The organism is Paenibacillus glycanilyticus NBRC 16618, assembly GCF_004000805.1.
Classification (GTDB): Bacteria; Bacillota; Bacilli; order Paenibacillales; family Paenibacillaceae; genus Pristimantibacillus; species Pristimantibacillus glycanilyticus.
This window is the reverse complement of the sequence record NZ_BILY01000028.1, coordinates 47,552-63,552: the sequence shown is the minus strand read 5'-3', so window position 1 is coordinate 63,552 and position 16,001 is coordinate 47,552. Positions and strand designations below refer to the sequence as shown.

The window sequence follows — 16,001 nt, the reverse complement described above, 5'->3', positions numbered from 1 at the left end:
GGCTTATAAAGGCTGAATGATAAGAGGAGAGTGACACGTTATGAAGCAAAATAAATACGATGATCCGGATTTTTTCGATAAATATAGTCAGATGGCCCGTTCGATCGGCGGTCTGGAGGCGGCAGGCGAATGGCAAGTCCTGCGCGCGATGATTCCGGATTTGAGAGATAAGAGAGTGCTCGATCTCGGCTGCGGGTATGGCTGGCACTGCCGATATGCGCGGGAGCAAGGCGCTCGTTCCGTTCTGGGAATCGATATCTCGGAGAAAATGATCGAGCGTGCCAAATCATTTAACGAGGATGCCGCGATCACCTACCGTCAGGCGGCTATCGAAGATATCTCTTTCGAGCCCGGAGAGTTTGACGTTGTCATCAGCTCGCTGGCGCTCCATTACGTCGAGGATTTCGCGGGAGCTTGCCGCAAGATTTACGACAGTCTGGCTCCTGGAGGCAGCTTTGTCCTGTCCATGGAGCATCCGGTCTTTACGGCCGTTGCCGCGCAGGACTGGCATTATGGTCCATCGGGCGAGCGGCTGCACTGGCCGGTTGACAACTATCAGGACGAAGGCTCTCGTATCGCCCGTTTTCTGGACTCCGACGTCATCAAATATCATCGCACCTTATCCGCCATTATGAACGCGCTTATCCAAGCCGGGTTCCAGGTTGCGGAGGTTGCGGAGCCAGGACCCTCGCAAGAAGCACTGAATCAATATGCGGAAATGAAGGATGAAACGCGACGACCGATGTTCCTGCTCTTGTCCGCCCGGAAATAGAAATTTCAGGGACTGCCCACAATTGCTGTTATTTGTGTTACGATCAGTTGCAAAAGCTAATCTTACATAACGGAGTGCACCAAGTATGGGAACACCTTTTTCCGCTGTCTTGACGTTAATGGTTACAGCCGGTGTTATTAATATCATAATGGGTATTTACGTGTTCATGAACCGTTCCAAGCAGGCGATGGCCAGGACCTTTATTGCGATGTGCTTTCTATCGGCCATCTATATATTCGGTTCCGCTTTAGAGCTGTCTGCCGGTACGCTTAAGGAAGTGAAGTTCTGGATTACGGTAGAGTACTTCGGGATGCCGTTTATTCCGCCGGTCAGTCTGATGCTGATCATGTATTTCCTTGGAATGGAAAGGTTATTGAAGTGGCAGATGCGGTATCTGATGTATCTGATGCCGTTTATTACGCTGATTCTTGTAATGACAAACGACCTGCACCATTTCTATTACCGTTCCGTTGAATTGCAGCTGGGCGAAGGCATTCATAAAGTCGAATTAAACGCGGGGCCATGGTATATCATTCAGGGCGGTTATACGTTTGGCTGCATGATTGGCGGAGTGGCCTTGCTGCTGATCTATTGGAACCGGATGCGGTCCTCTTACCGTCTTCAGCATATTACGATGATGGTGGGGCTTCTCCTGCCGATCGCCGGCGACTTCCTCTACTTGGGCAACCTGACGCCGGAAGGCATTGATCCGATTCCCGTCATCATGGCCGTTACGGCCGCTTTGTATATGTGGGGACTTGTTTCAAAAGGAATGCTGAACGTTGCGCCGGTCGCCAGGGATACGTTGTTTGAGAGCATGAACGACGCCGTACTGGTGCTGGACCGCAATAACCGGCTGGTTGACTTTAACCCCGCCGCCGCGGCTATTCTGCCTGAGCTTACAACCTCCGCGCTTGGCCAGGCGATTGAACCGCTGCTTGCCTTGCATACGGATCTTGCGATGCCCGATTTGGATTCGGAAGCAGGCGGCGATATGCCCCATATCTACGATGAGGTTAAGTGGACCGTTGGCACACAGTCCTACTATTATCAGATCCGCTCTTCCTTTATCCGGAAGAAAAGGGGCCCGGAGACGAGCAAGCTGATCGTTATGATTGACATAACGGAGAGAGTGCGGCTCCAGGAGCAGCTTCGGGTGCTGGCTTATCATGACGGACTGACGGGGATCTTTAACCGTCTTCACTTCATTCATTTAAGCGAAGCCCTTCTGCATCAATCGGCTGAGCGGGACGAGCCCCTTGCCCTGCTGCTGTTCGACATCGATCATTTCAAGCAGATTAACGATGCTTACGGCCATGATGTTGGAGACCGCGCCCTGCTGCATGTGGTCGACATCTGCCGGCACCTGCTTCGTCCGGAGGACGTATTCGGCCGGTATGGCGGCGAGGAATTCGTGGTCGCAATGCCCGGATTGTCCCTCGAGGAGGCAGAGGCCGCCGCACAGCGAATCCGCAGCGAGATTGCCGCCCAAGCGATGGTCGCGGCTTCATCCGAGCATCCGTTGTCTGTGACGGCAAGCTTTGGCATTGCCATGACGGGAGCGGGCTGCAAAGAGGCGGGAGGAGGCATTAACCAGCTGCTGAAGGCAGCCGACAATGCCCTGTACGAAGCCAAGAACAGCGGACGGAATACGGTTCGTTCAGCCCATATAGAGCCTGGTGAAAAAGCGCTTCCCCGTTAACGGAGAAGCGCTTTTTTTGAATGCTAAGCCATAAGCCAATGAACCGGCTTCTCCGCCTAAGGACGGCGAAGCCGCTTCGCTTTGCGACAGTTGGTGTCGAAAAGCCGAGCATTTACGCGTATATAATAGAAATCTTGTACGAAACGTAGGTAAAAGGAGGATTTTGGTAGAATAAATCGTATTATAGGAAATATAGAAACTAGTAAATGTTGTAAGTATGCGAAGGGAGGTTCATGATTGTTTCGCGGCAGGAGCTTTGCGGTTTACTTCGGAATCATTCTATTGGTGTTATGCGCGGGCTGGCTTCTGTTTCTGCGGAGAGATTCCTTTACCGGGGCGGCCGTTAGCCATATTCTTCAAACGTTGGCCGCTCTTTACGCGGCAGTCCTTCTGCTTAGAGCCTCCAGCAAAGAGGCGAAATACTGGCTGTTTTACGGCTTGGGCCTGCTGGTTTATTTTGTTGCCCAGCTCATCTGGTCTATTGTTACGCTTATTAGAGGCGCCGAGCCGGATTATCTGGGCATTCCGGAGCTGCTATGGAGACTTCAATATTTATTCTATCTTATTGCTCTCTATATGCAGTACCAGCAGCGCCGCTCCAACCTTGCGTTTCGATTCATACTCGATATTTTATTGTACGGCACGATGGCTTCCACGCTCTATTGGAACCTTCTGATTGAACCGATCCTGTCCCATCATCACGTTAACCGGGATGTTGTGGGATACCACATGTTTAACTCATCCTTTAATGCGGTCATTGTATTTCTTCTGCTGTTCTTCAGCTGGTACGGCAAAAAGATTATTTCCAACAGGGCCAATAGGTTTCTGCTGAGCGGCTTTTTAATCAAATTATTAGGCAACACGGCATTTGTCTATTTATTGTCCTATGCCGCCGCAGGCGAGCAATGGTCCTGGATTGCGGACTTCTGCTGGTTTATCGGCATGATGTTTATCGGCTTTGCCGCACTGCCGGACAAGGATCCGCTTGGTGCTTCTCTCCGGCCGGGCAACGAGTCCAGGCAGACCTTTATGAGGCGTTACGCGCTAATTATCTTTGTCTGCGCCGCTCTTATCGCCGTCATCTGCAGGCTTGGCGACTTCTCGATGATTAGCGTAGGAGCAATTGTAGCCGTTGTGCTGCTTGCCATTCGGCTGTCGGTGGGTATTTACGAGCTGGAATCGGCAGGGGCCGCTCTCATGCAGTCGAGGGTCAATTACGATAATTTTGTGGAAAGCTCGCTGCTTGGCGTGTTTATTGAGCAAAATGGCCGGTTGGTCTATATGAATCCGCAAGGGGAGAGCATGTTCGGCTGCGAGCCGGGGCAAATGCTTGGCCAGCCGCTGGCAAGCTTCCTACTGGAGGCGGACCGCGACCGGTTGAAGCAGGAATTCAGCATGATCTGCCGGTTGAATCAATCCTCCCGGCTTGCTCTTGCCGCGCGGAAATCCAATCAAACGGAACTGTTCCTCGAGATGCAGGCGGCTCCCGCCTTTTTCAAAGGAAAGCCGGCCATATCCGGACTTTTGCTGGATGTGACGGAGAGCAAGCTGTCGGAGCAGCATTTGATCCGGTCGGAGAAGCTGTCCGTTATCGGCCAGCTGGCGGCGGGGGTTGCCCACGAAATTCGTAATCCTTTAACCGCGCTGAAAGGGTTCACTCAACTGCTCCACCGGAGAACAACGGACCAGAACCGCCATTATTTCGATATGATGCTGACCGAGCTCGAGCGGATTAACTATATCGTAGGGGAGTTTATGCTGCTGTCTAAGCCGCATCAGTGGCAGCAGATCAGCAGCTGCGACATGAGCTCGCTGCTGGACGATATCATTCCGATTATGCAGTCGCAAGCGATTATCACGAATGTCAGCATATCCGCGGAGAAAAGTCCGGATCTGCCGATTGTCCAATGCGATGCCAATCAGATCAAGCAGGTGCTCGTTAATCTGATGAAAAACGCGATTGAAGCCATGCCTGGCGGAGGCGAGCTTCACGTGCATATGAAGAAGGACCATAAAGGCTTTTTGGTCATTGATATTATCGACCAGGGAGTAGGCATTCCCCAGCATGTCATTGACCGGCTGGGCGAGCCGTTCTATACAACCAAGGATACGGGAACCGGACTTGGACTTACCGTATGCTTCAAAATCATTCAATCCCATGGCGGCACTCTATCGATTACCAGCGAGCCGAATATCGGAACGACGGCTACCATCCGGCTGCCGGCTTAGCCTAAAAATGAAACAACCCCCTGGACTGCTGCAGTCCAGAGGGTTGTAGTTCTTGCTTTTATGGGTTCTTGGCGTCTGTACGGTAGCTGAGCAGACCAAGCACCAGCGCAAGGCCGACCAGGATGGCTCCTACCCATGGCAGAGCGCCTAAGGAAAGATGGGTAATGACCCAGCCGCCGATAAAGGCGCCGGAGGCATTGCCGAGGTTGCCTGCCGAATGGCTGGACGTCGAAGCTAGCGCCGGCGCGGACTGCGCCAGGCTCATAATCCGTACTTGAAGCCCCGGGAATACGGCAAAGGAGGCCGCCCCCCATAGGAAAATCGTAATGACGGATGCAATCTCGTTATGAACGGTAAAGGTGAAGATCGTCAGCACAACCGCTATCGTGAGATAAAGGCCAAGAATGGAAGGCATGAGCTTCCAGTCGGCCAGCTTGCCGCCAACGATGTTACCGACCGTTACGCCGATTCCGAACAGAATCAGAATCCAGGTTACGTTATGCTCCGCAAAGCCGGTAATATCCGTGAGGAGCGGCGTGATATACGTAAATACCGCAAACAGTCCGGCGTTGCCGAGTGCCGCGATCAGCAGATAGACAAGCAGCTTGGGTCTGGCAATCGCCGATAGCTGCTTAAGAACGCTGACCTGCTTGCTTAGCTTAAGCTTGGGAATAAAGATGATGATGCCTATTAGTGCGAGGATCCCCATGACGGCAATAGCGCCAAAGGAAGCGCGCCAGCCCCAGTTCTGACCGATGTACGTACCGATCGGGACGCCGATAATGTTGGCGATCGTGAGGCCTGCCATCATTATCGAGACGGCTCCCGCCTGCTTATCCGCTCTTACGAGCTTGGAGGCGATAACCGCGCCAACGCCGAAGAAAGTGCCATGCGTCAAGGCCGTAATCATCCGGGCGATCATGAGAACCGCGTAATTGGGTGCCACAACCGACAGGCCATTGCCGAGAATAAAGAGCAGCATAAGAATGCAGAGCAGCTTTTTCTGCGGAATCCGGCTCGTCAGAATCGTCATAATCGGAGCGCCGACAGCTACGCCAAGGGCATACATCGTAATCAGCTGGCCGGCTGCCGAGATGCTTACATTCAGGTCGCTGGCGACATTCGGCAGAATGCCCATAATGACAAACTCGGTCATGCCGATTGCAAAGGCGCCAACGGTCAGGGACAAGACGGAGATCGGGAACGGCTCTTTCCCGGCTTGCCCTCTCAAGACTTGCTTATTGTTTAATTGCTGCGAGACTTCCATAAGGTAAAGCCAACCTTTCTGATGAGCACATCTTGTTGAATAATAAACCCTATTATTTCGCTTCGCGGGCATATAAGCAAGAACATTTTTTGTAAAATTACTGGTAAGATAAGAAGTAAGGGCTTACATCATAAGAGGGTAGAGGATGGGGTTAAAAGTGAGCAAAAAGGGGCTTTACCGCGACTATTTTTTGCATGCGGATATTATGATGATGACAGCGGTGCTGATCGGTTTGTTGACTTGGGCCGCGTTTGCGGCCCTGAACTGGCACAGTCTGGTTTTCTTTATCCTTGGCCTTATCGGATTTATGTTCAGCGAATATTTGACCCACCGGTTCTTCTTTCATCTGAAGGCCCCCCACAACCCGTTATTCCTCAAATTTCTGAAGCGTCTGCATTACGATCATCACGCGGATCCGCATGATTTGAAGTTGTTGTTCCTGCCGGTATGGTACAGCCTGCCCAACCTGGGCGTATTTGCGCTCCTGTTCTATCTCATCGCGGGCTCAATGGACTTCACTCTTGCCTTTGCGGCGGGACTTGTGGCGATGCTGCTCGTCTATGAATGGAAGCATTATGTCGCGCACCGGCCGATCCAGCCCAAGACGAGATTCTGGAAGTGGAATAAGCGGATGCATCTGCTCCATCATTTCAAGAACGAGAATTATTGGTATGGCGTATCGACGCCGCTTGTGGATGCTCTCTTCGGAACGCTTAAAGAAGAGAAGGACGTACCCACAAGCGCCACCGCAAAAAACCTGGAAAACCGCGGCCGGACGATGTCGTCCTGACCGCAAGAAGGAGGACAAGGATGACTGCAGGGCAATTGATCGGGAAAGGCATGACCGCCGAGGTCTACGAATGGGGCGAAGGGCAGGTCGTGAAGCTTTATTACGGGAACATCCCGAAGGACTGGCTTCATTACGAGACGGAGATCGGCAAGGCCGTTTATAAGGCAGGCGTACCTGCGCCTGAGGTTTTTGGACAGGTCGAGGTGGATGGGAGAAGCGGGCTGGTCTACGAGAAGATCGCTGGGCCATCCCTTTTGGCCCTGATGCTGCACGATATGGATAAGGCGGAACATTACAGTACTCTCCTGGCCCAACTGCATGCGGATATTCACCGCTGCAGGGCATCCCGGCTGCCTAGGCAGAAGGATCGGATGGCTATGTTTGTGAGGCAGTCCGCAGCTTTTCTGGACGATCGGGTGGAGCCGGTGCTGACGGAGCTGGAGCGTCTGCCGGAAGGCGAATCCGTCTGTCACGGCGACTTTCATCCGGATAACGTGCTCCAGGCGGGAGGGCGGCTGACCGTGATCGACTGGATCGATGCCAATTCGGGCGATCCGCTATGCGACGCGGCGAGAACCTCCATGATGTTCTTGTCGCCGTTTGTTTCCATGCCTCCGCTGTCTATCCCTCCGGAAACGGGACAGCGGCTGAACGAGGCGTATTTGTCCGAATATTGCAGGCTGACGGGAGCGGATAGGGCCGCAATTGACCGCTGGCGTTTACCGGTAGCCGCGGCAAGACTGCGCGAGCAAATTCCCGGCGAGCGGGAATGGCTGCTGGCCTATATTGACCGGCAGCTGGAAGCCTGCAAATGAAAAAGCCGCCTTTCCCGTATTATGCGGGAAAAGGCGGCTTTTCGCTTTTGTTCTCTGCTTACACAGCGTTTAACGCGATTTCTTCATCGTCGTCGTTATTGAATGCGTCGCGGTCGAATTCGCCTTCGGAATTGGCTACGAGCAGAGCGGTAACCGATGTACCCGTTGCGTTAACGGCCGTGCGGGCCATGTCGATTAAAGCTTCAACGCCGGCAACAATCGCAAGCGCCTCGAGCGGAAGGCCAAGCGCGGTAAGAACAACCGTTGTCGAAATAACAGCCGGTCCGGGAACGCCCGCAACGCCAATGGAAGAGATGATGCTTACGAATACAAGCACGATGTAGTCGGTCAGGCCAAGCTCAATGCCAAATGCCTGCGAAGTAAAGACGACAACAATCGCAGGCCATACGCCGCCGCAGCCGTTGAAGTTAACGGATGCGCCAAGCGGTGCAACAAAGCTCGCGATTTTCGGCGAGACATGGAGACGCTTCGTAATGACCTCTAGGTTAATGGGCAGCGTAGCATAGCTGCTTCGGGTCGTGAAGGCTACGGCAACCGTCGGGTAGACCTTCTTGAAGAACTTGAGAGGGTTAACCTTCGCGACGAAGAGCACCAGACCGCCAAACACAAGCACAAAATGAATGATAAGGGCGACATACGAGGTGACGATAACGCTGCCCAGCTCCTGCAGGGTATCCCAGCCGTATTTGGCCGCAACGCCGGCAATCAGGGCGAATACGCCGTATGGCGTAAGGCGGATAACGAATTTAACGACCTGATGCAGGACCTGGGTAGCCGATTTGATAAGATCGCGGACTGGCTTGACGGCCTCTTCGTTTTTCGAACCAACCTTAATGATGGCTACGGCCAGGAAAATCGCGAAAATCAGGATCGGAACAACCTTGCCGTCCGCCGCTTCGCTAACGGGGTTGGAAGGGACAAGGCTGAGAATAACATCGGAGAAAGTCGGAATCTCGCGCGTTGCCGCATCGCTTGCGGCAGGCTGCTGGATGCCTTTGCCCGGGTTAAATACCAGAGCGGTCAGTAAGCCGATAACGGATGCGATGCCGGTTGTGCCAAGGAACCAGGCGAACGTCTTGAAGCCGATTTTGCGCAGGTAGTCCAGGCTTGTGAGCGAAGCGATACTATTTAATACAAGAACGAAAACAAGCGGAATAACGAGCATGCGGATCAAGCTGATATAAATGCTGCCGAAGGTGGTGATCCCTTTGATCTCCAGGGAATCAAGGCTCTGGAACAGGATCCCGACGACCAGCCCCAGCCCTAATCCGACTAGCACCCGCGTGCCGAAGCCGACACGCTTGCGTGCCAGGAAATACAGAAAAGCAAAGACGAAGATTGCGGTAACAAAGCTGTACCAGTTCGTCTCGATAGCCAGCAACAGGTTGTTATCTATTTTATCCATCTTACCATTACCCCCTAATCCAAGTTGTTTGATAGGAATTACAATTCAATAATTTACAAACGTTAGAGGCAATTGTCAATCGTTTTTATTAGAACAAGGTGAAACGGCTATCGCCGTCCTTGGCGGAGCGCGTTTCAATCCGGAGAATTCTAAGTCATGTTTATTAAGAAAAAACTTATAAGCTCTTAGAATTAAATAAATCCGACTATTTCTATGGGAAATTATTAAAAAATAGTTGACATCCAATCTTTTACATCCTAAGATAGGGTTAGAAATCGGAATATCATAACGTAATTTGGATAAGAAATTAGTCGACTGGACCTCCAGAGATTCAATGCTCAAGCATCACTAGATGCGGGCATTGGATCTTTTTTTATGCCTGATTACTGAATGAGCCGTCTATAACCAAAGGGGAAAGGATGAGTTTCATCATGAAAAAATGGTTTAGCTCCAAATTGACAGTTACTTTCGTAGCCGCAGCCGTAGTCTTCTCATCGCTGACATATGCTGCCGTTTACGCGAACAAGGACACCTCCGGCACGGAGCCGGCTGCAGCGGAGGCTCAAGAGCCTGCAGCACCGGCTGTTGCACAGCAGCCGCAAGCAGACGCTGCCAATACGGCTGTAGTAGCTGAACCACAGGCGACACCGGAAGTAACAACCGCAGCGGCCGAGACGCAAGCTCAAGAGCCGGCCGTTCAAGCTGCCGAGGTTCAATCGGCACAGACGGCTGCCGCACCTGCGGAAGAGACGAAAGCAGTAGCGCAAACAGCCAAAGCAAGCACCACGGAAGCCGTTCAAAACGCTTCTACTCCGGCTCCGACATCTACACCTGCAGCTTCGAAACCAGCCGCAGCTAAAGCTGCCGAGCCAGCGGCATCCACTAAGCCGTCCAGCACTTCAGCTGCTCCCGCAGCAACGCCGGCTCCAGCCGCCAAACCGGCCCAATCCACGCCGGCAGCAAGCAAACCGGAAGCTTCGGCGCCTGCCGCAAGCCAATCGGATGATTCGGGCAAAAAAGTAACGTTTGTCAAGCAAGAAGAGTCCCAGCCTAAGACGCCTGCTGTTAAAGCTCCGGCAAACAGTTCATCTTCTTCCGGCTCGACAAGCTCCTCTGGCGGATCCTCCACGTCCCCTTCTCCGGCTCCTTCGTCTTCGGATGAGGATTGCGCGGTAGACGGCGAAGAAAGCTGCTAATCGGCTTTTTGCAAGACGAATGGGTTAAATAGGGAGAGGAGTATATACACATGAAAACTTTTAATCGTACACTATCCGTTCTACTCGCCTCCGCGTTAGTGCTGCCGGTCTTCCAGGCCGGCACGGCACGCGCCGCGGAAGTAAGCAACTTTAATAGCGCTGTCAGCCATTATGATTATTTCAGTGATGTTTACCCGCATTTGAACGACGCGAACCATATTCTCAAGACGGTTACTTACGAGGATCTGGTTACGCTGCTCGATAGCAAAGGTACATATGCCGTCTTGTTCGGCGGAGCCTGGAGCGATGAGACGCAGGCGGATATCGGCTTCATCAACCAGGTTGCGAAGCAATACGGTGTAGACACCATTTACAACTTCGATACGAAGCTGGATGGCGAATCGGTTGATATTGCCGAGCAGCAGGCTGCTCCGTATACCAAGGTGGTAACCTCCGGAACGACAAACACAACGAACTTCTATGATTTCAACGAGCTGTATGTAGAACTGGTGGACAAGTATTTGACGAACCTCAGCGCCAATACCGATGCCACGATCACTTACAGCAAGAAGTCCCCGCAAAAGGAAAGCGGTGATACGGTAACGGCGCCGTCTACGGTCATTGCGAGCGGCGAGGCGAAAAAAATCGAGTCTCCGTTCCTGTTCATCTATGACAAGGATCACAAGGACGGCGAAGGCAACGCCGCGCCGATCATCGCTTCGCTCGAGAAGCACGGTTCTTCCGCGAATTATACTTGGAACGATTTCCTGACAGCCGATCCTAACGACGGCGATACGCTGGATACGGCGAAGGTCGACAGCTATAAGGAACAGGTTCTGAATGTATTTAATAAAGTGCCTGCTGCCGATTACGACAGCCTCACCAATTGGGATTTTATCGCTCCGGCGTTTAACAAGCACGAGGACCAAACGGTAGGACGCGACATCTTCCCGACGCACGAGGAAAACGGTCAAGTCGTTGGCGATGACGGCGAGCTTGTCTACGAGCATGTCACTTACAATGAGCTGACTCATTTGCTGCAAAGCAAAGGCAACTATGTCATTCTGTTCGGCGGCTCGTGGTGCCCGAATACGCAGGCGGCAATCCGCTTCATTAATGAGTACGCGAAGAAGTACAACGTCGACAAAGTCTACTTCTGGGACACGAAGCTGGATGCGGGCATCTCGGTGCTTGATCCAAGCGCGGATCCGCATAACAGCAGCTTCCTGCAGGTGCGCGATACGAACCATCCGTTGGCAAAGCTGTATGTGGATTTGGTGAATACGTATCTGCCTAATATTAAGACCCAATATCTACCTACTACGAATAACGTAAACTATACGAAAGATAACGGCACAAATGTTGTTGCAAACAAGCTGCAGGTTCCTTACCTGTTTGCCTACAACAAGGACAACGTGAACGCCGACGGCAGCAAAGCGCCAATCCTTGGCCACGTGGAATTGATGTACACCTGGAAAAACATTCAGCCGGATTATGCCGTAGCTGACGGCACGATCCGCAATCATACGAATTACACGAACGCGCTGAATAAATTACTCACGCGCCTGGAAGCAACGCCAACCGGTCTGACTGGCGTAGCGCCAACTTCAAGCGCAAACAATAACGGTCAAATCACGGGCACAACAAACAAAGCGTTGGAATACAAGCTGAAAAGCGCGGCGGACTCGGCGTATACAGCCGTATCCGGCAATGCCATCACAGGTCTTGCCGCTGGTACGTACTCCGTCAGATACGCGGCGAAGAACGGTTATAACGGTCCAACAAATTCTCAAACCGGACCAACAGCAGTTCCTTATGCGGCTGGTCAGGCGGTAGACGTGGTTGTTCCGGCTTATGTTGGCACTGATCCAACACCAACACCAACGCCAACACCAACGCCAACGCCAACACCAACACCATCGACACCATCAACACCGGTGCCAACACCAACACCAGTGCCTGTCGATGCGGTGAACACGGTTAAGGTTACGGGTACTACTGATCCGGCAACAGGTGAGACGGTCGCGGCAGTGTCGGCAAGCGATGTAGCAAGCCTGATTACGAAAGCATCCAAAGCGGAAGCAGCGGGCAAAGAGGCGGTTATCGGCTTCCAGGTGGCTGGAACCGCGGATACGACTTCCACGCAGCTGACGATTCCAAGAGACTCCTTCAATTCGATAGCATCAAGCACCAAAGCAGTGGTGCAGGCGGATCTGGCGATTGGTAGCGTAACGTTTGATTCGAAAGCGGTAAAAAGCATTAGCGCTAACGCATTGTCGGGCGATATTAGCTTCATTGTGTCTCAATTCGAACTGACGGAAGAGGGCAAGGCCGTATTGGGCGACCGTCCGGTGTACGATTTGTCCCTCTTTGCAGGCGATAAGCAAATCTCGAGCTTCGGCGGCGGCAAGGTGCAGGTAAGTCTCCCGTACACGCTGAAAGCCGGCGAGAATGCCGAATCTATCGTGGTGTACTACCTTGCGGATTCCGGCGAGCTGCAAACGATTCGCGGTCATTATAATGCAGCAACGGGAACCGTAGATTTCGCAACCACTCACTTCTCGCAATACATTATCGGCTTCAATAAAGTAGGCTTCGCGGATGTGCCGGCAACAGCTTGGTTCCATCATGCGGTCAGCTTCCTGGCTGCCCGCGAGATTACCGGCGGTACCGATGCCGATCACTTCAGTCCAAATGCGGAGCTGACAAGAGGACAATTCATCGTCTTCCTGCTGAAGGCATACGGAATCGAGCCGGAAGCGGCAGGCGCGGCGAACTTTGCCGACGCAGGAAATACGTACTACACGAATTACCTGGCGGCTGCGAAGCGTCTTGGCATCGCAACAGGCTCGGGCGATAACAAGTTTAATCCGAATAACAAAATTACGCGCCAAGAGCTGTTCACGCTGCTGTACCGTTCGCTTGAGCAATTAGGCGAGCTGCCAACGGCCAAAACAGGCGCAACCGTAGCCTCCTATGCGGATGCTGCCGATATTGCCGGTTATGCGCAAACGGCCTTTACAACGCTTGTCGAGACTGGCGTTATTAAAGGAAGCGGCAATAAGCTGAATCCGGAAGGCGTATCGACAAGAGCGGAAGCGGCGCAAGTGCTGTATAACCTGTTGTCCCAATAATAGAAACTCGAAGAAGAGGTGGGCGGCCGACTTGGCCGCCCCTTTTTCCACGTGGCGGTGAAAAATAATGGATATTTTATTGGCTTTTTCGGCGGGACTGCTGTCCTTTTTATCGCCTTGCGTTCTCCCTCTTATTCCGGTCTATCTCAGCTATATCGCGGGCACCTCGGCCACCGATCTGAAGAACAGCCCCAATAAGCTTACGGTTATCTCGCAGACGGCGCTGTTTATTCTTGGTTTCTCCATTCTGTTTGTCCTGCTCGGGATATCGGTCAGCTCCGTCAGCCGGCTGCTATCCGAGCATATGCGGCTTGTGCAGCAGATCGGCGGAGCTCTAATCGTTGTTTTTGGCTTGCATATGACGGGGCTGCTGCGAATCAAGCTGCTCTATTCCGAGAAACGGTTTCTGCCAAGCGGATCACCGGGGAAAAAAGCGGGAGCTCTCGTATTGGGCATGGCCTTCGCCGTCGGCTGGACGCCTTGCATCGGGCCGATTCTGTCTTCCATTCTGATCTACGCCGGAAGCATGGCGACCCTTGGGAAGGGAGTACTCCTGCTCTCGATGTACGCGCTGGGGCTCGCGGTTCCGTTCCTGCTCTCTGCCGTGCTGATCGATAACCTATCCGCGTACCTTCGAAAAGTGACGAAGCATCTCCCGAAAATCTCGCTTGTTAGCGGAGCCGTTATGATGCTGATGGGCGTTCTTGTGTTTACGAATCAGCTGGAGGTATTCAGCAAGTATGCCGGGCTTATTCAACTATAGGGAGGTGGGCAAGCCGTGAGAAAATCTACCTGGATTCTGATCGGAGCCGTTGCTGCGTTCGTGCTGCTCTCGCTTTACGTGACACAAAACTACGGGATCAAGACGGATGCTGCTGCCCTGGCAGCGGAAACGAAGACGGAAGCAGCCAAAGAACCGGCGGATGACTTTACGCTGAAGGATCTGGACGGCAAGGAAGTAACGCTGTCGGGTCTGAAAGGAAAGCCCGTCTACATCAACTTCTGGGCGACCTGGTGCAAATGGTGCGACAAGGAGATGCCTGCGCTGGAGAAGGTGTATCAGGATTATAAGGATAAAGGACTTGTTGTCCTATCCGTTGACGTCGGGGAGGAACAGGGGAAAGTGGCCAAATATATCGCGGAGAAGCAATATCATTTCCCGGTGGTGCTGGATTCGGATAAAAGCGTTACGTATGCCTATGGCATCAAATCGATTCCCGTCTCTATTCTCGTGAACGAATCGGGCGACGTGGTTTTCAGAAGGGTTGGCCATATGACGGAAGAGGAAATGCGGGCGGCGATTGATCCGCTTTTCCCATAGAAAAAGTGCGAGCCTTCGCAGGCCCGCACTTTTTTATGCCTAATCCATTATTTTGCCGAAGCAGCGATCTCCTTGCGGACAATCGGCGCTACTTTGGTGCCAAGCAGCTCAATGGCGCGCATCATATCCTTATGCGGAATGGAGCTGGTGTCGACATGCAGGAAGAAGCGGGTTAAGCCCAGGTTCTTATGCAGCAAAATAATTTTCTCCGCTACATATTCCGCCTCGCCGACATAAAGCGCTCCGCGCATGCTGCGAGCCGCATCGTAAGCTTCGAAGGTATATGGCGGCCAGCCGCGTTCGCGGCCGATGACGTTCATCATCGCCTGCTGGGCAGGGTAGAAGAGCTCGGTTGCTCTTGTATCCGTGTCGCTGACGAAGCCATGCGAGTGCGTGCCGATTTGCATTTTTTTAGGATCATGGCCGGCACGGGTATAAGCTTCCTTGTAAAGCTCAACAAGCGGAGCGAATCGCTCCGGCATGCCGCCAATGATCGCGAAGCAGACAGGAAGGCCAAGCACGCCCGCGCGAATTGCCGACTGCGGGTTGCCGCCTGTTGCGATCCAGACCGGAAGCGGGTCCTGCACCGCACGCGGGTAGACGGCTAGGTTATCGATTGCGGCGCGGTGGTTGCCCTGCCAGCTGACTTTCTCTTCCTTCGTAATTTGGAGCAGCAGCTCCAGCTTCTCGTCGAACAGCTCGTCATAATCCTCGAGGCTGTAGCCAAAGAGCGGGAACGACTCGATAAACGAGCCTCTGCCCGCCATAATTTCGGCACGGCCGTTCGAGATCGCGTCAACGGTGGAGAAGCCTTGGTACACGCGCACCGGGTCGTCGGACGACAATACGGTAACGGCGCTGGTCAGACGGAGATGCTTCGTCTGCGCGGCCGCAGCCGCAAGAATGACATGCGGAGCGCTTGCCGCGTAATCCTGCCGGTGATGCTCCCCGATTCCGTATACATCAAGGCCAACCTGGTCGGCCAGAATCATTTCTTCCACGCTATTGCGGATCCGTTCCGCGTGGCTGTAAGCCCCGCCCATGCCCGGATGTGGTTTTGCTTCCAGAAAGGTACTAATGCCAAGTTCAAAATGGTTTGCCGATTCGGTCATATAAGTCCGCCTCCTTTATTTCTTCTAGTGTACTAATTTTTTAACAGTTTCTCAATTATAGTAAGCGGGTTTTCTTGAAAAAGATATGGGAACTGAGAAGAACGGTACAAAAACAGGTATCTGTATTGTTTGCCAAGTTCGTCCGAACCATGTTGCGGACGAGCGGAAAACCGCTAAACTCAGGGTGCAACATTTTCCATTTGCTTGCGTATCTTTTGTGTGGAAAAGGGGTGTTTC

Annotated in this window: 12 protein-coding genes; 9 read left to right on the top strand and 3 right to left on the bottom strand. The window is 52.8% G+C overall.

The window, feature by feature from the left end:
- Window positions 1-40 precede the first annotated feature (40 nt).
- The 3 genes from PGL01S_RS20745 to PGL01S_RS20735 all read left to right on the top strand — a co-directional run bounded on the left by PGL01S_RS20745 (window position 41) and on the right by PGL01S_RS20735 (window position 4,703).
- Entirely contained in the window at window positions 41-772 is a 732-nt protein-coding gene (locus PGL01S_RS20745) for a class I SAM-dependent methyltransferase (protein WP_127496480.1), read from the top strand.
- 85 nt (window positions 773-857) lie between these two features.
- A complete protein-coding gene (locus tag PGL01S_RS20740) occupies window positions 858-2,474 on the top strand; it encodes a histidine kinase N-terminal 7TM domain-containing diguanylate cyclase (RefSeq protein WP_127496479.1) in 1,617 nt (538 codons plus the stop codon).
- A gap of 237 nt (window positions 2,475-2,711) precedes the next feature.
- On the top strand, window positions 2,712-4,703 hold the full coding sequence (locus PGL01S_RS20735) for an ATP-binding protein (protein WP_127496478.1): 1,992 nt from the start codon (window positions 2,712-2,714) through the stop codon (window positions 4,701-4,703).
- A 58-nt stretch (window positions 4,704-4,761) separates the two neighbouring features.
- Here PGL01S_RS20735 and PGL01S_RS20730 read toward each other — a convergent pair whose 3' ends face one another.
- Window positions 4,762-5,970: an MFS transporter gene (locus PGL01S_RS20730; protein WP_127496477.1), complete on the bottom strand. Its 1,209-nt coding sequence runs from the start codon at window positions 5,968-5,970 to the stop codon at window positions 4,762-4,764.
- A gap of 145 nt (window positions 5,971-6,115) precedes the next feature.
- On the opposite strand from PGL01S_RS20730, the gene PGL01S_RS20725 reads away from it, so the two are divergent.
- Window positions 6,116-6,760 (top strand): sterol desaturase family protein, encoded by a 645-nt coding sequence (locus tag PGL01S_RS20725; RefSeq protein ID WP_127496476.1) that lies wholly within the window; start codon window positions 6,116-6,118, stop codon window positions 6,758-6,760.
- Window positions 6,761-6,780: 20 nt separating this feature from the next.
- The gene (locus tag PGL01S_RS20720) at window positions 6,781-7,575 is read left to right on the top strand and encodes an aminoglycoside phosphotransferase family protein (RefSeq protein WP_127496475.1); all 795 of its coding nucleotides are present in this window, start codon (window positions 6,781-6,783) and stop codon (window positions 7,573-7,575) included.
- Window positions 7,576-7,633: 58 nt separating this feature from the next.
- Here the strand turns inward: PGL01S_RS20720 and PGL01S_RS20715 are convergent, their stop codons facing one another.
- Window positions 7,634-9,001, bottom strand: a complete 1,368-nt coding sequence (locus PGL01S_RS20715; protein ID WP_174806582.1) for a dicarboxylate/amino acid:cation symporter — start codon at window positions 8,999-9,001, stop codon at window positions 7,634-7,636.
- Window positions 9,002-9,432: 431 nt separating this feature from the next.
- On the opposite strand from PGL01S_RS20715, the gene PGL01S_RS20710 reads away from it, so the two are divergent.
- The 4 genes from PGL01S_RS20710 to PGL01S_RS20695 all read left to right on the top strand — a co-directional run bounded on the left by PGL01S_RS20710 (window position 9,433) and on the right by PGL01S_RS20695 (window position 14,652).
- A complete protein-coding gene (locus PGL01S_RS20710) occupies window positions 9,433-10,197 on the top strand; it encodes a hypothetical protein (RefSeq protein ID WP_127496474.1) in 765 nt (254 codons plus the stop codon).
- A gap of 50 nt (window positions 10,198-10,247) precedes the next feature.
- A complete protein-coding gene (locus PGL01S_RS20705; RefSeq protein ID WP_127496473.1) occupies window positions 10,248-13,331 on the top strand; it encodes an S-layer homology domain-containing protein in 3,084 nt (1,027 codons plus the stop codon).
- Between the two features lie 67 nt (window positions 13,332-13,398).
- Entirely contained in the window at window positions 13,399-14,094 is a 696-nt protein-coding gene (locus PGL01S_RS20700; RefSeq protein ID WP_127496472.1) for a cytochrome c biogenesis CcdA family protein, read from the top strand.
- A gap of 15 nt (window positions 14,095-14,109) precedes the next feature.
- Window positions 14,110-14,652: a TlpA family protein disulfide reductase gene (locus PGL01S_RS20695; RefSeq protein ID WP_127496471.1), complete on the top strand. Its 543-nt coding sequence runs from the start codon at window positions 14,110-14,112 to the stop codon at window positions 14,650-14,652.
- A gap of 47 nt (window positions 14,653-14,699) precedes the next feature.
- Here the strand turns inward: PGL01S_RS20695 and PGL01S_RS20690 are convergent, their stop codons facing one another.
- Window positions 14,700-15,764, bottom strand: coding sequence for an LLM class flavin-dependent oxidoreductase (locus PGL01S_RS20690; RefSeq protein WP_127496470.1), 1,065 nt, complete (start codon window positions 15,762-15,764; stop codon window positions 14,700-14,702).
- Between the last annotated feature and the right edge of the window lie 237 nt (window positions 15,765-16,001).

Bases quoted from the DNA above. Each gene is read 5' to 3' on its own strand.
- PGL01S_RS20745 (WP_127496480.1), top strand. From the start codon at position 41: ATGAAGCAAAATAAATACGATGATCCGGATTTTTTCGATAAATATAGT.
- PGL01S_RS20740 (WP_127496479.1), top strand. From the start codon at position 858: ATGGGAACACCTTTTTCCGCTGTCTTGACGTTAATGGTTACAGCCGGT.
- PGL01S_RS20730 (WP_127496477.1), bottom strand. From the start codon at position 5,970: ATGGAAGTCTCGCAGCAATTAAACAATAAGCAAGTCTTGAGAGGGCAA.
- PGL01S_RS20725 (WP_127496476.1), top strand. From the start codon at position 6,116: ATGGGGTTAAAAGTGAGCAAAAAGGGGCTTTACCGCGACTATTTTTTG.
- PGL01S_RS20720 (WP_127496475.1), top strand. From the start codon at position 6,781: ATGACTGCAGGGCAATTGATCGGGAAAGGCATGACCGCCGAGGTCTAC.
- PGL01S_RS20715 (WP_174806582.1), bottom strand. From the start codon at position 9,001: ATGGATAAAATAGATAACAACCTGTTGCTGGCTATCGAGACGAACTGG.
- PGL01S_RS20710 (WP_127496474.1), top strand. From the start codon at position 9,433: ATGAAAAAATGGTTTAGCTCCAAATTGACAGTTACTTTCGTAGCCGCA.
- PGL01S_RS20705 (WP_127496473.1), top strand. From the start codon at position 10,248: ATGAAAACTTTTAATCGTACACTATCCGTTCTACTCGCCTCCGCGTTA.
- PGL01S_RS20700 (WP_127496472.1), top strand. From the start codon at position 13,399: ATGGATATTTTATTGGCTTTTTCGGCGGGACTGCTGTCCTTTTTATCG.
- PGL01S_RS20690 (WP_127496470.1), bottom strand. From the start codon at position 15,764: ATGACCGAATCGGCAAACCATTTTGAACTTGGCATTAGTACCTTTCTG.